The organism is Halomonas sp. XH26, from assembly GCF_024138895.1.
Lineage (GTDB): Bacteria > Pseudomonadota > Gammaproteobacteria > Pseudomonadales > Halomonadaceae > Vreelandella > Vreelandella alkaliphila.
On the sequence record NZ_CP071889.1, the window covers coordinates 4,066,223 to 4,082,604 of the forward strand.

A 16,382-nucleotide genomic window follows, 5' to 3' on the forward strand; every position below is an offset into this window, starting at 1 on the left:
CTAGTTAACACCAAGCCAGTAAACGCTGCTGAGCATAACGCGTAAACCCTGCCTGAGCATATACACGCTTTGCGGGGATATTCTGCGCATCAACGGTGAGCGTGATGTCACTGGCTCCCGCCTGGCTAGCCAACGCCTGCGCTTGTTGAATAATTGCCTTGCCCATTCCCCCGCCACGCCACTCAGGCAACAGCCCCATCAACTGCAATGACCAGCGCTGGGTCGTATGGTTAGGAGCAAGTAATAGCACGCCGACGGTTTCCCCCTGATGCCGCACTTGATACCAGTGCTCTGGTGCCTGCGGCGCTTGGTCATAAAATCCAGCAAGCAAGGTGTCAATGGTGAGCGCTTCGCGAAGCCCTGGGCAGTCTAACGAGCCTTCACTGACGTTCGCTACCAGCGCCCGCTGTTGCGCGGGAGACAATTCAGCAAAGGGGCTTAGCGTTAGCATGTTAGCGAGCGATTGAACGGTTTGGCACTGCCACATAAGGTACTCCAGGGTGGCAAGTACCCGCATGTTGTGGGCGACTAGTGCCGTTTCCCAGTTAGTTGCATCGTCAGGTAACACCACATGACATAGCGCTATCGGCTGCTCGTTTACCCAGCCCTGCAAGGCTTTCAACAGCGCATCAGTTGCCGAATTATGTTGCCTGGGCAGCCAAAGCTGAGCCGTTTGATTAGCCAATGGCTGTACCCAGGCGGCGGCTTCGATATGGCCCGCTTGGGTAGCTATCCAAAGGCCCTGCCAAACAGCGTCAGAGCCAGCTTTTATCATTGATAAGGCATGCTGTAATGCAGGCTGCTGCGTAGGATCATGCACCGCAGCTAAATGCAGTAATGCTTCACGCCGTTGTTCAGGTGGGCACTGCATTACTGCGCAGGCTAAGGAGCGGTGGCCGAAAGAAGAATGACGTGTCATGTTACGTTCCTGAGTAGCCCGCCGTGAATGAAAGGAGTCATCCATCGATATGCGCATTTTACTGGTTGAGGACGACCCTAGTTTGGCGTTGGGGATTCGTATGGCGCTGAAACCTGAGCACTATACGGTAGATCATTTAGACGATGGCAATAACGCGCTTCATGCGCTTAAAAATGAACCCTTTGATGCGGTCATCCTAGACCTTGGTTTGCCGACGATTGATGGCATGGAAGTGCTGCGCGCTATTCGCCAGCATGGCAGCCAACTGCCGATTTTGGTTCTGACCGCCCGCGATGCGATGGATAACCGCATCGAGGGATTGGATGCAGGTGCCGACGACTACCTCACTAAACCTTTCGAAGTAGCAGAATTAAAAGCGCGTCTGCGTGCTTTGTTACGCCGTAGCCAAGGACAATCCAGCGGCTTGCTCACCTGTCGTGAGATTAGCCTGGACCCGCAGACCTTACAGGTGAGTTATCAACATCAAGTGATCACACTTTCGCGCCGTGAGCTAACGCTACTGCAGGAGTTTATGAGCCATCCAGGCCGTGTGTTCACCCGCGATACCTTAACGCGATTAGTTTACGGCTGGGAGGAAGATGTCGAAAGCAACGCTATCGAAGTGCATATCCACCATTTACGGCGAAAGCTGTTTCCTGAGGTCATCCGCACCGTAAGAGGGATCGGCTATGTCATGGATAAATCGTGATGATTAAACTGCACCAGGCAAGCCTATGAGTTCTATTCGTCAGCGCACCTTGGGGCTTGCGCTGCTTGTGTTTGGCGCGAGCATGCTAGTGATTGGCTTTATTAGCTATCGCTATGCAGCCCATGAGATTGAAGAACTTCATGATGCTAGCCTGGCACAAAATGCCCGTTTGCTAGAAGGGCTACTACAGGCACCACTGCCTGATAGCGATCGTACGCTTTTATTAAATAGCGTGGAGGGCGCGCTGCTACGTGCAGAGCAATCCGATAACCGTTTTGCAGGCCATCGCTATGAAACCAAGCTGGCGTTTCAGCTTTGGGAAGGCGACCGTCTTCTGCTGCGTTCCGCCAGCGCCCCCGATACACCGCTTACCCAGCAACCACCGGGTTATTCAACGCTGTTGGTGAATCAGCATGACTGGCGCATTTATGTCCTGGAAATTACTGGCACAGACAAACGCGTGGTGGTGGGCGAGCGAGAGGACGCGCGTGGTGAACTGATCAGTGCAGTGGCACTACGCACCTTATTACCTGATCTTATTGGTCTACCGTTACTGACACTATTACTCTGGTGGTCGATCGGCTGGGGGCTCGCTCCTTTATCGCGTATGGCAGAGCAAATTCGTACCCGCGATCCCCACCACCTAAAACCGCTGACGCTTCATCCACTTCCCCTAGAACTGGAGACCATTTCTGGCGCCATAAACCGGCTGTTGGAACGGCTCCGCCAACTGCGTATTCGCGAAAAGCGCTTTATTGCCGATGCGGCCCACGAGCTACGCACCCCCTTGGCAGTACTTGATTTGCATGCGCAAAATGCGCTCACTGCTGATAACACCGATGACCGAGAGGAAGCCCTGCACCACTTACGCAGCGGCGTGGCCCGTTCAACGCGGCTAGTCTCTCAGCTATTAACCCTGGCACGCCTAGACCCCGAAGAAGAACCATTACCAGAGTATCGCTGTTCCGATGTATTACATGAAACGCGCGAAACCTTGGCAAAGCTCTCTCCGCTAGCCGCAGAGCGACATCAACAGCTGTTACTGGACGCGGATGACTCAGCTAACTGGGCAATAGAAGAAGAACCCGGCGCTATCGAAACACTGGTACAAAATCTAGTGGGTAACGCCATTCAACACTCGCCTGCGCAAGGTGCTATCACGGTCACGCTTGAGGCATCGACAAGAGACGTTATCGTCACTGTTGATGATCAAGGACCCGGTATTCCTGCAGCGCAACGCAGCCGGGTGATGGAGCGCTTCCAACGTGCAGGGACTAGTGCTGGCGCGGGCTTGGGGCTATCCATTGTCGAGCGCTTAGTCAAACGCCATCAAGGCGTCTTACAGCTCGATCATGCCCCTAGCGGCGGGCTTCGCGTGCGAGTAACGTTGGGCAGGCACGCCCTAACATAGCGTCAGCCAAAAAATAATCGGCCATAAGAGAGCTGTTAAGATTCCCATAAGAATTCCGTGCAAGTGTGAAAGTACAAGATAGGCAATGCCATTAACGACCTATCTATTCACATAACGGAGATTCCCTGAATGAATATGCTCGTCCACTCCCCCAAACCACTGATCCAGTTTGGTGAAACGCCACTGCTTATTACGCCAACAGCAAAACAGTTAACACCTGAAAGCCCTGCGTTATCGGTGCTAACAGATTTTACTCAGGTCACGCCTCAGTCAGTGTCCGCTGATACGCCCATCGACGATGCCCATTTAAAAATGCGCCATGGCGGTGTTCGCCTATTGTTTGTTCTCGACAAAGCAAACCACTGCATTGGCGTGCTCACCGCCAAAGAAGTCATCGGAACACGGCGCATTAACTTGGCGATGCAGCAGAGAAACCTTGATCGTACCGAAATTACAGCCGATATGATTATGACGCCCTGGCAAAAACTTAGTGCGATGCCCTTTGAGCAACTTAACTCATTAACGATTGAAGACCTTGTGCTTTCCATGGAGCGTTTTACAGAACAGCACTTGTTGATTACTGAGCATAAACAAAATCAACCATTAAGCGTACGCGGTATTATTTCTGCCACCGATATACAACACGCCATGGGCAATAAAACCACGATGCAGGCCACCTCTTCAGCAGTGCCAACGGCCAGTAGCTTTGCCGATATTTGCAAAGTCATTACCGGGCACGATTTATAGTCTCGAAGACAAACTGGCCAAGTCTACCGCTAGCCTTTACCAAAACGCCCCTTATCAATTGATAAGGGGCGTTTGTTTTACCTATCTAAATTAGCCGCTAATTTAAAACAGCGCTGCATTAATCCATAGGTGAACCATAATGCTGGCAGCATAGCCCAACAAAATAGCGGGCGCCCAGCGTATGTGCCCCATAAAGGTATAAATACCCCGTGCTTGGCCCATTAACGCCACACCCGCTGCAGATCCCATCGAAAGCAGACTGCCGCCCACACCGGCGGTTAAGGTAATCAGCAGCCAGTTGCCTTGCGACATATCCGGTGCCATGGAAAGTACCGCAAACATCACAGGAATGTTATCGACGACCGCTGAAATCATCCCCAGCACCACGTTGGCCCACACCGGGTTCCAGCTACCGTAAAGGGTTTCTGACAATAGACTTAAATAGCCCATGAAACCCAGGCCGCCAACACACATCACGACCCCATAGAAGAATAACAACGTATCCCACTCTGAGCGGGCAATACGGCTGAAGATATCAAAAGGAACGACACTTCCCAGTTGCTCCAGCTTCTTCCAGTCGCCGCGACGTGAGTAACGCTCACGCTTGCGCTCCAGGGAGCGTGGCAGGCTGCGGCGTAGGTAGTAACCAAAGAATTGCAGTAGGCCAAGGCCAAACATCATGCCCATCGCCGGGGGCAAATAAAGCACCGAGTGGCACAGCACTGAGATCGCCACAGTAATCAAAAACAGTACGATAATTCGCCGCGCCCCACGTTTGAGCCAGACATTCTCTTTGAGCGATGCAGGCTGGCGATTAACGATGAAGAAATTCATGATCACCGCAGGCACCATAAAGTTGACGATGGCAGGCATCAATAGTGCAAAGAAACCACCAAACGGTACCTGGCCCGCCTGCCACACCATCAACGTGGTGATATCACCAAACGGGCTGAACGCGCCGCCTGCGTTTGATGCTACCACCACGTTGACACAGCACAGACTAATAAACTTTTTATCGCCTTCGGCCACCTTCAACACAACCGCGCACATCAACATCGCCGTGGTCATGTTGTTGGCAATGGCAGAAATACCAAAGGCAAGACAGCCCGTAATCCAAAACAGGCTACGGTAACTAAAGCCTTTGCGAACAAGCCATGCCCGCAGGGCATCAAAGATACGGCGCTCTTCCATGGCGTTGATATAGGTCATCGCTACCAGCAAGAACAGTAACAACTCGGTGTACTCAAGCAGCGTTTCTTTAAAAGCAGCTTCCGCTTCATGAGGCATGCCCGCTTGTACATAGACCCACGCCACCAGGGCCCAGATAAGCCCAGCGGCTACCAGGACTGGTTTAGATTTGCGCATATGAATCAATTCTTCGCTCATCACCAAGGCATAGGCAAGAACGAAGATGACAACAGAGGCGATACCAACAAACGAAACGGTAAGGTCTAAAGGGCCAGAAGCGGCATAGGAGAGGGTGGGAAAAGCAAACAAACATAGCGCAATCAACAACCAAGCAAACCGGCAAGTAGACTGCCGCATTGCAAGGACGTTAGGTGGTTTCATAGTGAAGTGATCCTGGCAGGGTTAAGAAAGACCGCCACGATGATAAGCACACTAATTACGTGCTGCAACGCAGCGGGCGTGCTAAAGATGCGGCCATTTGCCGCATCTTGTAAAGCAGTTTTACACTGCCCGAAAAATTTACTCTAGTAGTGCTTTACTCGACCATAACACGCTTGGCTAGGTGACGTGGCTGATCCACATCCGTGCTTTTTAGAACCGCCACGCATAACCATTAATCTCTAGATAGGGTAAAACACTGTTAGAACCTAACAAGTCAGCTAGATAATAAATTTATTTAGCTTTTTTAACCGGGCGAGGCCAGTCTGGTTTTTCTAACTGTCGGCTGCGGGTTACCGCTAATGCGTGCTCAGCAACGTCTTTAGCAATCGTTGAGCCCGCACCAACAGTGGCTCCCTTACCCACCGTGACAGGGGCCACTAAGGCGGTGTTAGAACCAATAAAGGCGTTATCACCAATCTCGGTGCGGTGTTTGTTCACGCCGTCGTAGTTGCAGGTAATAGTGCCCGCGCCCACGTTCACATCCCGCCCCAGGCGAGCATCACCAACGTAGCTTAAGTGATTGATTTTACTTCCTTCACCGACATCTGCATTTTTGGTTTCAACAAAGTTTCCTACTTTAGCTTTGACTGCTAGGCGTGTGCCGGGGCGCAGCCGTGCAAAGGGGCCAACTTGGTTCAATCCAGCAGCGACTGTTGTGTCGATCACACTATGGCTGTCGATAACGCTTTCAGCGCCAATCGTGCTGTTTTTAATCACGCAGTAAGGCCCAACCCGCACCCCTTCACCCAGCTCTACGTCACCTTCAAACACGCAGCCAACGTCGATAAATACATCATGACCACAGGTGAGCTTACCGCGTATATCAATTCTTGCCGGGTCGGCCAATGCAACGCCTTGGGCCATTAACGCCTCAGCTTGCTGCAGTTGATAAGCGCGCTCTAAACGAGCCATTTGTGAACGGTTATTCACGCCTTCAACTTCTACTGCACTGGCTGGCTGGGCAGTACACACTTTGATGCCTTCGTTTGCCGCCATCGCAATCACATCAGTTAAATAGTACTCGCCCTGGGCATTTTCGGCAGAAAGCTGTGGTAGCCACCGTTTAAGCTGAGCACTGGTCATCGCCATGATGCCGGTATTGCATTCGGTAATGGCAAGCTGGTCGGCACTGGCATCTTTTTGCTCAATAATAGCCACTGCCTCACCGTCATCATTACGAACAATACGTCCGTAACCAGACGGATCTTCCAACGTAACGGTCAGTAGCCCCATGTGCTGCTCATCAACCTGGCTGAGAAGTGCCATCAGTGATTCACGGCGGATCATAGGAACATCACCATACAGAACCAACACGTTCCCATTACCTAATTGAGACTGCGCTTGAGCAACTGCATGGCCAGTACCTTTTTGCTCTTCCTGAACCGCAAACGTTACATTGCTCTCTGCTAGCGCTTCGCGTAGTTGGTCTGCACCATGGCCAATCACGACATGCGTACGAGTAGGTGTAAGACCACTGGCAGTATCTAACACATGTTGCACCATAGATTTGCCTGCCAGCGTATGCAGCACTTTTGGTGTTTGTGAGCGCATACGTGTGCCTTTTCCAGCGGCAAGGATAACGACATCAAGGTCTTGCATTTTAGTCACCTGTAACGGTTTAACGGTTGGCGGCGGGAGCTTCCCAGGCTTCAATACCCAGTTCATCTATAAGCGCTTCATCGAAGTATTCCACGAAGGCGGGACTGGCCACGCTTCGCCAATGATCGTTCTCTTTCACTAACATCAATACATTGAGGTTATTCTCAATTGCCATCTGCATCCCCTCTTCGCTACCTGCGACTGAGATAGCCGTGGACCACGCGTCGGCCCATGCATTAGAGGGGTGAAAAACAGACACGGACGCTAACTGATGCTTAACCGGCCGACCGGTGCGAGGATCGATAGTGTGGGAAAAACGCTCACCATCTACTTCAAAATAGTTGCGATAATCCCCAGATGTTGCAACCGACATACTTTCAAGAGGAATAACATGCTGTGCTTCTGGTACGCCGTTATGTGGTACCTCAATCCCAACACGCCAAGGGCTTTGCTCTTCTAAGTCACGGTATCCACGGGCAATTAATTCGCCACCAATATTAACGAGGTAGTTTTCAATCCCCTGTTGATCCAGATATGCCCCAACGCGGTCAGTGCCATGCCCCTTAGCCACACCCGACAAATCAGCAAATACATCCCGCGAGCGCCGCGCCTGCATAAGCTGAGTATCGATTTCAACCGCATCATAGCCAATCGTGGCCATGCGTTCGCTAAGCTCCGCGTCTGAAGGCACCTCTTCAGGGCGTGCTTCAGGGCCAAAACTCCATAAATTGACCACATCGCCAACGGTAATATCAAACGCGCCGTTGCTTGCTTCTGATACCGAATGGCTAATCGCAAGCACTTCAATTAACTCGTTAGAAAGCGGTTGCCATTCATTAAGGGGAGCATCATTAAAGACCACAAGCTCGGCGTCATCGCGGTAAGTCGACATCGCTTGATCAACGTCGTTGAGTTCCGCTAGGAAACCTTCTTCCAATGCATTCGCTTCGCCTTGGGTTAGCGGGTCCGCAATGGTGACTTGATAAAACGTCCCAAAAATACCGCCTTCAAAGCGAACAGGAGTATCTAAAGGCCGATCATTTTCTGAACACCCCATTAATGCCCCAGCAGCAATGAGCAATAGTCCCGAACATTTTAACCACCGAGAATTAATCTTCATTTTATTTTTCCTTGAATAAAACGCACTGGGTTAACAATGGAAAACCTCTATCGCTGAAAGAACTAGAAGTGGAAAAACCATAGCAACCAAGCCCCAAACAGCACCCGATACACCACAAATGGCTGCATGCCCAGCTTTTTAATCACAACCAGGAAGTAGTGGATACACACATAGGCGCTAATGCCCGAGAGTAAAGTACCTACCAGCATGGCCGGTATATCGATAAGCTGAGGGTCTTTCAGTAAGTTTATTGCCTCAAGGCCACCTGCCAGCACAATGACAGGAATTGACAGTAGAAATGAAAACCGTGCTGCGCCCTCTCGGCTCATCCCCACCATTAATGCCGCCGTAATGGTGATGCCTGAGCGCGAGGTACCAGGAATAAGTGCCAATACTTGAGCGCCACCAATGATGAGCACATCTTTTAACGTCATCTGGTATTCGCTACGCGTGCCGCGTTTTTTCCAGTCTGCGTAACCAAGTAGCAGACCAAAAACAATCAAACTGGCACCAATGATTAGCGTAGAGCGCATGTAACCTGAGATCACATCGTGAAGCAAAAAACCGACGATACACACTGGCAACGTGGCAATAACGACCCAAAACGCCAACATGGCATCATCATTAACCGCTTGGCCGCGAAGTGCGGCCAAGCTGCTAGCGATCATTCTGCCAATTTCATGCCTAAAATAGATCACAACAGCGCTTAAACTGCCAAGATGCAGCGCCACATCGAAGGCAAGGCCCTGATCTTCCCAGGCAGTCAAAACAGGTACCAATATAAGGTGGGCTGAACTCGATATAGGTAAAAACTCGGTGAGCCCCTGAACTACCGCTAACACAACTACCTGTAACCAATCCATGGGTTATCCTGTGCTTAACTATTAATGATATTTATGTGCTTTGTGACATTCATGCGCTCGCAATGGCGCTAAGGATACACATCCCTTAATTCATTGTCCGCATCCAGCATACGAGCAAATTCACAAGAAGGTATAGAGCTTAGACACTGTGCGCTACAATAGACATCTATTGGAAGTATGTGCCCCAGCAAGGTTCCTCATGACTCAGACCGTAGAATCGCCAGTGGTTCCCAAGCATGAGCTAGATAGCCGAGAGGCCAAGCGTGTTACTTATATTGGCGCTTGGCTGGATGGCTTGTTGAGCATTGTTAAAGTCGTGGTAGGCTTTTGGGTGGGCTCGGCGGCGCTGATTGCCGATGGTATCCATTCACTTTCAGATCTTGTGACCGACGGTTTTGTACTAGCTGCTATCCACTACGGCCGCCAGGAACCAGACGATGATCATCATTACGGTCATGGCCGTATCGAAACCCTAACGACGCTACTGCTGGGTAGCGTACTGATATTTGTGGCAGGTGGTATCGCCTGGTCTAGCCTTGATCGTTTGTTTAGTGGTACTGAGGTTAGTGCCCCTGGCATGGTGGCTATTGTCATTACAATCATTGCCTTGTTCAGTAAAGAGTGGATTTTTCGCTATACCATGCGCGTTGCTAAACGCGTTAAATCTAAGCTATTGGAAGCAAACGCTTGGCATTCCCGCAGCGATGCACTCTCCACCGCAGTAGTATTGGTTGCATTAATTGGCGCACAGTTTGGTTTGGGCTGGCTAGACGCTGTTGCCGCTATCATTGTTGGCTTACTAGTTGGCAAAGTAGGTTGGGATTTACTCTGGGAGTCAGCAAGAGAACTAGTGGATACCGCGCTACCTGAAAGCGTTCAACGACAAATGCATAATGTTGCTCAAAGCGTCCCAGGGGTAGACAGTGTTCATGACTTACGCACCCGCCAGTCTGCAGGCTGGGTCATGGTCGACTTACATGTGGTGGTCGGGCCAAAAATCACTGTGTCTGAAGCCCATGAAATCGGCAACGAAGTAAGTCGACGTTTACGGCATGAGTTTCCATTGCTCACCGATGTTATTTTTCACGTTGACCCCGAAGATGATGCTGGAGAAGGCGATCCCAGCCGTCTCCCCGGCCTCCCGCTGCGGCCCGAAGTGGAAGCCGCACTGAACGAGCGCTGGTATATGCATCCTGTCTGGCGCACATTAACCGAGCTGCAACTCCACTATTTAGACGATAAAGTGTCGGTATCGCTGATTATCGGCGATTCCGTACACCAGCCCCCCCAGTGCTTAGCCAGCCAACTAAAGGCGCTCGCCAGCGATATTGAGTGGCTAGGCCACGTGGAAGTTATGTTTATTACCCGCGCTGCCAGCAGTGCGATGCGTTAAAACTGTCTAAGTTAAAATTGGCTGCCCAAAAACAAGCTATACGTTTGTTAATATGGCGGTGGCAATAGTGAAGTAAATCAATACTCCAGAGGCGTCAATTAACGTTGTCACCAATGGGGCTGAAGCAGTAGCAGGATCGACCTTAAAGCGCTCTAGTACAAACGGTAGGCACATACCGATCATGCTACCAAACAGAACAATGGTCACCATGCTTAATGCCACGATGATAGCGACTGCTTCACCGCCACGAAAAATCCCTATAGGTGCTACTGCAATTGCCATGGTGATGCCCAGCGAGCCAGCTACCAGCAGTTCACGGCCTAACATCTTACTCCAGTCTTTCACACCAATATCGCCAGTCGCCATACCGCGTACCATCAACGTGGCTGCCTGAGCCCCCGCGTTACCTCCACTACCAATCAGCAACGGCAGGAAAAACACCAGCGCAACTTGGGCTGCGATTGTGTCCTCAAAGTAGGCAATGCCAGCTCCTGAAAAAAGATTGGCAAATACCAGCAGTACCAGCCAGGTAACACGCTTGCGGTAAAGGCTCCACAGCGGAACACGGCTAACACCATCCTCTAGCTGGCCGATAGACATCCCTTTATGAATATCCTCGGTAGCTTCCGACTCGGCAACGTCCATGGCGTCATCGTGGGTGACGATGCCTACCATACGGCCATCAGCATCCAACACAGGCAATGCCAGCAGATCATAGCGAGCCACAATGCGCGCCACCTCTTCTTGCTCTTCATCGACCGGTGCACTGATAACGTCTTTAATCATAATGTCGTCAACTAACGCACCAGGACGAGCCACCATCAACTGGCGCAGTGACATAGTCCCTATTAACTGGCCATTACTGTCGAGCACATAAAGCTGATACACCGTTTCCGCATCTGGGGCCGTTTGGCGAACCCGCATCATGGCTTGAGACACCGTCATGCCACTGGCTATGGCGACATAGTCAGAGGTCATGATGGCGCCTGCCGTGCCTTCTTCGTAGCTTGCTAGGCGTTTAAGATCTTCACGTTCTTGGTGGGCCATACGACGCAACAACGCTTCGCGACGGTCCTCACCAAGCAGATTAAACAGATCCGCTCGCTCATCAGACCCCATCTCTTCGAGAAGCTTAAGCACTTGGGTATCAGACAGCTTACCAACTACCTCAAGCTGGCTTTCTCCTGGTAAATAACCCAAGACATTAGCAGCGCGCTCGGCAGACAGAATATCCAACAGACAAAGTGCCGCAGGCAACTCCTCATCGTCTTCAATCATCTCCTCAAGCACTTCACCGATATCCGCCGAGCGGGTTTCGGCCAAACGCAAAGATAGTACTGATTTACTAGGCGCTTCCTTGGCCAACTCGTTGAGCAGTTCGGTTTTTAATTCCTGCAAAGCTTCATCGTTCAATGACATCGCTATCTCCCTTTGTGCAGACGCATATTGTGCAGGTGAAGTGTTACAGACGAGCATCCCTACGCTGAATGCGTTTTCTCATAGTACCAGACAAAAAAAACGCCCCTTAAACCCTCTCGGGTTCAAGGAGCGCTTTATGCACGCTAGCGCGTGTCTTAGCCTTTACCCGCCTTTTTGCGCAGCTGCTGAATCGTTCGCAGCTGTGCAACGGCTTCGGCAAGTTCAGCGGCAGCACGGGTATAATCCAGCTCCGATGACTTTTCATTAAAGGCTTTCAACGCCTGCTGACGCGCTTCTTCAGCAGCGGCCTCGTCGAGGTCACTAGCACGCGTCGCTGCATCTGCCAGGATCGTAACAATGGTCGGCTGTACTTCCATGAAGCCACCAGAGACAAAGAAGTTCTCTTCCTTGCCACCATCGTGGATCACGCGAACCGGGCCCGGTTGAAGCTCGGTCAGCAGCGGGGTGTGCCCCGGCAAAATGCCGAGGTCACCCATAATCCCTGCAGCTACCACCATCTCGACAGTACCTGAGAAGATGGAATCTTCAGCGCTGACGATATTGCAAGTGAAGCTATTCGCCATAGCGAATCCCCCTAATGGACGGGATTACTTCTTCATCTGGTTGGCTTTTTCGACAGCTTCGTCGATGGAGCCGACCATGTAGAAGGCCTGTTCCGGCAGGTTGTCGTACTCGCCCGCGAGGATGCCCTGGAAGCCACGAATTGTATCTTTTAAAGAAACATACTTACCGGGCGAACCAGTGAATACCTCAGCGACGAAGAACGGCTGCGACAGGAAGCGCTGGATTTTACGCGCACGAGATACAGCCAACTTATCTTCATCAGATAATTCGTCCATACCCAAAATCGCGATGATATCCTTCAGCTCTTTGTAACGCTGCAGAACGTTCTGTACACCACGTGCTACATTGTAGTGCTCTTCACCAACGACCAGCGGATCTAGCTGACGCGACGTAGAGTCCAGCGGGTCAATCGCAGGATAAATACCAAGCTCTGCAATTGAACGTGCCAATACAACGGTGGCGTCCAAGTGCGAGAAGGTCGTCGCCGGCGATGGGTCAGTCAAGTCATCCGCAGGTACGTAAACGGCCTGTACAGACGTGATAGAGCCCGTTTTAGTAGAGGTGATGCGCTCTTGCAGAACGCCCATCTCTTCAGCCAGCGTCGGCTGATAACCTACCGCAGATGGCATACGACCCAGCAGTGCAGATACTTCAGTACCAGCCAGGGTGTAGCGATAGATGTTATCGACGAACAGCAGAACGTCGCGGCCTTCATCGCGGAATTTCTCAGCGATGGTTAGACCGGTCAACGCAACACGCAAACGGTTGCCGGGCGGCTCATTCATCTGACCATAAACCAGCGATACCTTGTCGATAACGTTGGATTCAGTCATTTCGTGATAGAAGTCGTTACCCTCACGCGTACGCTCACCTACACCGGCGAATACAGAGTAGCCGCTGTGTTCGGTGGCGATGTTGCGGATAAGCTCCATCATGTTAACGGTTTTACCAACACCCGCACCGCCGAATAGACCAACTTTACCGCCCTTAGCGAACGGGCAAACGAGGTCGATAACCTTGATACCGGTTTCCAACAGCTCATTGGAAGCTGCTTGGTCAGCGTAGCTTGGTGCTTTACGGTGGATTGGCATGCGTTCTTGCTCGCCAATCGGGCCAGCTTCATCAATCGGCTCACCGAGCACGTTCATGATGCGACCTAGCGTTTCCTTACCAACGGGTACGGAAATCGCGGTACCTGTGTCGGTCACGTCCAAGCCACGTTTCAAGCCCTCAGTAGAGCCCATGGCAATGGTGCGCACCACGCCGTCGCCCAGCTGTTGCTGGACTTCGAGGATGGTCTCAGCATTAGAGACCTTCAGCGCGTCGTAGACCTTGGGCACAGAGTCCCGCGGAAACTCTACGTCAATCACCGCGCCGATGATTTGTACGATACGTCCGCTCATCTTGGTTCCTCTCAAAAACCTGCAAATGAAACCTGTCTGCCGGGAGCTACCTTTGCGATAGCTAGCCCCCTAGGCGTTATACGGCAGAAGCGCCGCCGACGATCTCGGAAATTTCCTGGGTGATGGCGGCCTGACGGGCCTTGTTGTATACCATCTCCAGATCGTCGATCAGGTTGCCCGCGTTATCAGTGGCACTCTTCATAGCGATCATTCGGGCGGCCTGTTCGCACGCACCGTTTTCGACTACCGCCTGATACACCTGTGATTCGATGAATCGAACCAACAGGCTGTCTAGCAACGCCTTGGCATCCGGTTCATACAGGTAGTCCCAGCTTCCGGGACGGGCGTTTTCTTCGTCATGCTTCGCGTCTTCGCCCATATCGGACGACAACGGAAGAAGCTGACGTACGACGGGCCGCTGCGTCATAGTGTTAACAAATTCGTTATACACCACAAACAAGCGGTCAATACGTCCTGCGTCGTACGCTTCTAACATGACCTTTATACTACCGATCAGTCCTTCGACAGACGGCGATTCTCCCAATCCGCTCTTGGCAGCAACCAGGTTGCCTCCATAGTTGCGGAAAAAGGCGCCGGCTTTAGAGCCGAGGGCGCAGAAGTCTAGCTCAGCGTCTTGCTGTTTCCAGACAACGGCATCTTTCACCACTGCCTTAAACAGGTTGACGTTTAAGCCACCACACAGACCGCGGTCAGTAGATACCACAATATAACCAACGCGCTTCACCTCACTCCGCTCGACCATGTAGTCGTGCTTGTATTCGGGGTTTGCGTCAGCAATGTGGCCTACCACATTACGAATCTGCTTGGCATACGGCTGGCCAGCCTTCATCAGATCTTGTGCTTTACGCATTTTAGATGCAGCTACCATTTCCATGGCGCTGGTAATCTTCTGCGTATTTTTAATGCTCCCGATCTGGGTGCGTATCTCTTTTGCAGCTGCCATAGCGATCTACCCTTCGTTCGTGGCTCTCAGAAAGCATGCAAGCCCGCCCGCAGGCGGGCCGGACATTACCAGCTCTGAGTCGCCTTGAACTTCTCGAGACCTGACTTCAAGCCGTCCTGAATCTCGCCGTTGTAGTCGCCGGTCTGGTTGATCTTATCGAGCAGATCGTTGTGCTCAGACTTCATGTAATCGTGCAGAGCACGTTCGAAGTCCAGCACTTTATCGACGCTCACATCATCCAGGTGACCTTCGTTAGCGGCGTACAGAGACAGCGCCATTTCCGCCACTGACATCGGCGAGTACTGCTTTTGCTTCATCAGTTCGGTAACGCGTTGACCATGCTCAAGCTGCTTACGGGTCGCTTCATCAAGATCAGAAGCAAACTGCGAGAACGCCGCTAGCTCACGGTACTGAGCCAAGGCCAGACGAACACCGCCACCCAGCTTCTTGATAATTTTGGTCTGCGCAGCACCACCAACACGAGAAACCGATAGACCTGCGTTAATCGCCGGACGAATACCGGAGTTAAACAGGTTGGTTTCCAAGAAAATCTGACCATCGGTGATCGAGATAACGTTGGTCGGAACGAACGCAGAAACGTCTCCACCTTGGGTTTCGATAATCGGCAGTGCGGTCAAAGAACCGGTTTTGCCTTTTACTTCACCGTTAGTAAACTTCTCAACGTAATCAGCATTAACGCGCGCAGCGCGCTCTAGCAGACGTGAGTGGAGATAGAAAACGTCACCAGGATAGGCTTCACGACCAGGCGGACGACGCAGCAGTAGTGATACCTGACGGTAAGCCACAGCCTGCTTGGAAAGATCGTCATAAACGATCAGTGCGTCTTCACCACGGTCACGGAAGTACTCACCCATGGTGCAACCAGAATAAGCGGCCAAGAACTGCATCGGTGCCGGATCAGCAGCGCCAGCAGCCACAACGATGGTGTGTTCCAGAGCGCCGTGTTCTTCTAACTTGCGTACCACGTTAGCAATGGTCGACTGCTTCTGACCAATCGCCACGTAAACACAAGTAACGCCTTTGCCTTTCTGGTTGATGATCGCATCGATAGCAATGGCAGATTTACCAATCTGACGGTCACCGATGATCAGCTCACGCTGACCACGACCGATTGGCACCATAGCATCAATAGACTTCAAACCTGTTTGGATCGGCTCGTCAACGGACTGACGGGTAATAACGCCAGGCGCTACTTTTTCTACCGCATCAGTCATTTTGGCGTTGATATCACCTTTGCCGTCGATGGCATTACCCAACGCATCGACCACACGACCTACCAGCTCAGGGCCTACCGGCACTTCTAGGATACGACCCGTACACTGAGCGGTCATGCCTTCTTGAAGTTGCAGGTAGTCACCCAAGACAACGGCACCAACGGAGTCACGCTCCAGGTTCAGTACCATGCCAAAAATGCTGTTAGGGAATTCAATCATTTCACCAAACATCGCGTCTTCGAGGCCGTGAATTTTCACGATACCGTCGGAAACGCTGACGATGGTGCCCTGATTACGGGCTTCGGATGCGACGTCAAGCTTCTCAATTCGCTGCTTGATGATGTCGCTGATCTCGGAAGGATTCAGTTGCTGCATGCCATGTCCCT

14 protein-coding genes are annotated in these 16,382 nt (G+C 51.7%); 4 read left to right on the forward strand and 10 right to left on the reverse strand.

Annotation, left to right across the window (positions count from 1 at the left end; all coding sequences use genetic code 11):
- Positions 1-4: 4 nt before the first annotated feature.
- On the reverse strand, positions 5-919 hold the full coding sequence (locus J4377_RS18585) for an N-acetyltransferase (protein WP_253486346.1): 915 nt from the start codon (positions 917-919) through the stop codon (positions 5-7).
- Between the two features lie 49 nt (positions 920-968).
- On the opposite strand from J4377_RS18585, the gene J4377_RS18590 reads away from it, so the two are divergent.
- The 3 genes from J4377_RS18590 to J4377_RS18600 all read left to right on the forward strand — a co-directional run bounded on the left by J4377_RS18590 (position 969) and on the right by J4377_RS18600 (position 3,786).
- Positions 969-1,628, forward strand: coding sequence for a response regulator transcription factor (locus tag J4377_RS18590; RefSeq protein WP_253486347.1), 660 nt, complete (start codon positions 969-971; stop codon positions 1,626-1,628).
- 25 nt (positions 1,629-1,653) lie between these two features.
- The gene (locus tag J4377_RS18595) at positions 1,654-3,039 is read left to right on the forward strand and encodes an ATP-binding protein (protein WP_253486348.1); all 1,386 of its coding nucleotides are present in this window, start codon (positions 1,654-1,656) and stop codon (positions 3,037-3,039) included.
- Positions 3,040-3,168: 129 nt separating this feature from the next.
- On the forward strand, positions 3,169-3,786 hold the full coding sequence (locus tag J4377_RS18600) for a CBS domain-containing protein (RefSeq protein WP_120386009.1): 618 nt from the start codon (positions 3,169-3,171) through the stop codon (positions 3,784-3,786).
- Between the two features lie 102 nt (positions 3,787-3,888).
- Here J4377_RS18600 and nhaD read toward each other — a convergent pair whose 3' ends face one another.
- The 4 genes from nhaD to J4377_RS18620 all read right to left on the reverse strand — a co-directional run bounded on the left by nhaD (position 3,889) and on the right by J4377_RS18620 (position 8,997).
- On the reverse strand, positions 3,889-5,355 hold the full coding sequence (gene nhaD / locus J4377_RS18605; RefSeq protein ID WP_253486349.1) for a sodium:proton antiporter NhaD: 1,467 nt from the start codon (positions 5,353-5,355) through the stop codon (positions 3,889-3,891).
- Positions 5,356-5,646: 291 nt separating this feature from the next.
- Complete coding sequence (gene glmU, locus J4377_RS18610) at positions 5,647-7,014, reverse strand: bifunctional UDP-N-acetylglucosamine diphosphorylase/glucosamine-1-phosphate N-acetyltransferase GlmU (protein ID WP_038479826.1); 1,368 nt, start codon at positions 7,012-7,014, stop codon at positions 5,647-5,649.
- Between the two features lie 19 nt (positions 7,015-7,033).
- Positions 7,034-8,134 carry an FAD:protein FMN transferase gene (locus J4377_RS18615; protein WP_038479829.1) on the reverse strand — a complete coding sequence of 367 codons (1,101 nt, stop codon included), beginning with the start codon at positions 8,132-8,134 and terminating at the stop codon, positions 7,034-7,036.
- Between the two features lie 62 nt (positions 8,135-8,196).
- The gene (locus tag J4377_RS18620; protein ID WP_038479832.1) at positions 8,197-8,997 is read right to left on the reverse strand and encodes an undecaprenyl-diphosphate phosphatase; all 801 of its coding nucleotides are present in this window, start codon (positions 8,995-8,997) and stop codon (positions 8,197-8,199) included.
- 199 nt (positions 8,998-9,196) lie between these two features.
- On the opposite strand from J4377_RS18620, the gene J4377_RS18625 reads away from it, so the two are divergent.
- Positions 9,197-10,390, forward strand: a complete 1,194-nt coding sequence (locus J4377_RS18625; protein WP_038479836.1) for a cation diffusion facilitator family transporter — start codon at positions 9,197-9,199, stop codon at positions 10,388-10,390.
- A 36-nt stretch (positions 10,391-10,426) separates the two neighbouring features.
- Here the strand turns inward: J4377_RS18625 and mgtE are convergent, their stop codons facing one another.
- The 5 genes from mgtE to atpA all read right to left on the reverse strand — a co-directional run bounded on the left by mgtE (position 10,427) and on the right by atpA (position 16,371).
- The gene (gene mgtE, locus J4377_RS18630; protein WP_038479839.1) at positions 10,427-11,809 is read right to left on the reverse strand and encodes a magnesium transporter; all 1,383 of its coding nucleotides are present in this window, start codon (positions 11,807-11,809) and stop codon (positions 10,427-10,429) included.
- Between the two features lie 155 nt (positions 11,810-11,964).
- Complete coding sequence (locus J4377_RS18635) at positions 11,965-12,393, reverse strand: F0F1 ATP synthase subunit epsilon (RefSeq protein WP_038479842.1); 429 nt, start codon at positions 12,391-12,393, stop codon at positions 11,965-11,967.
- Between the two features lie 24 nt (positions 12,394-12,417).
- On the reverse strand, positions 12,418-13,797 hold the full coding sequence (atpD, locus tag J4377_RS18640) for a F0F1 ATP synthase subunit beta (protein ID WP_089040145.1): 1,380 nt from the start codon (positions 13,795-13,797) through the stop codon (positions 12,418-12,420).
- A 76-nt stretch (positions 13,798-13,873) separates the two neighbouring features.
- Positions 13,874-14,761 carry a F0F1 ATP synthase subunit gamma gene (atpG, locus tag J4377_RS18645; protein WP_038479848.1) on the reverse strand — a complete coding sequence of 296 codons (888 nt, stop codon included), beginning with the start codon at positions 14,759-14,761 and terminating at the stop codon, positions 13,874-13,876.
- Positions 14,762-14,826: 65 nt separating this feature from the next.
- Positions 14,827-16,371, reverse strand: coding sequence for a F0F1 ATP synthase subunit alpha (gene atpA / locus J4377_RS18650; protein ID WP_038479851.1), 1,545 nt, complete (start codon positions 16,369-16,371; stop codon positions 14,827-14,829).
- Positions 16,372-16,382: the final 11 nt, after the last annotated feature.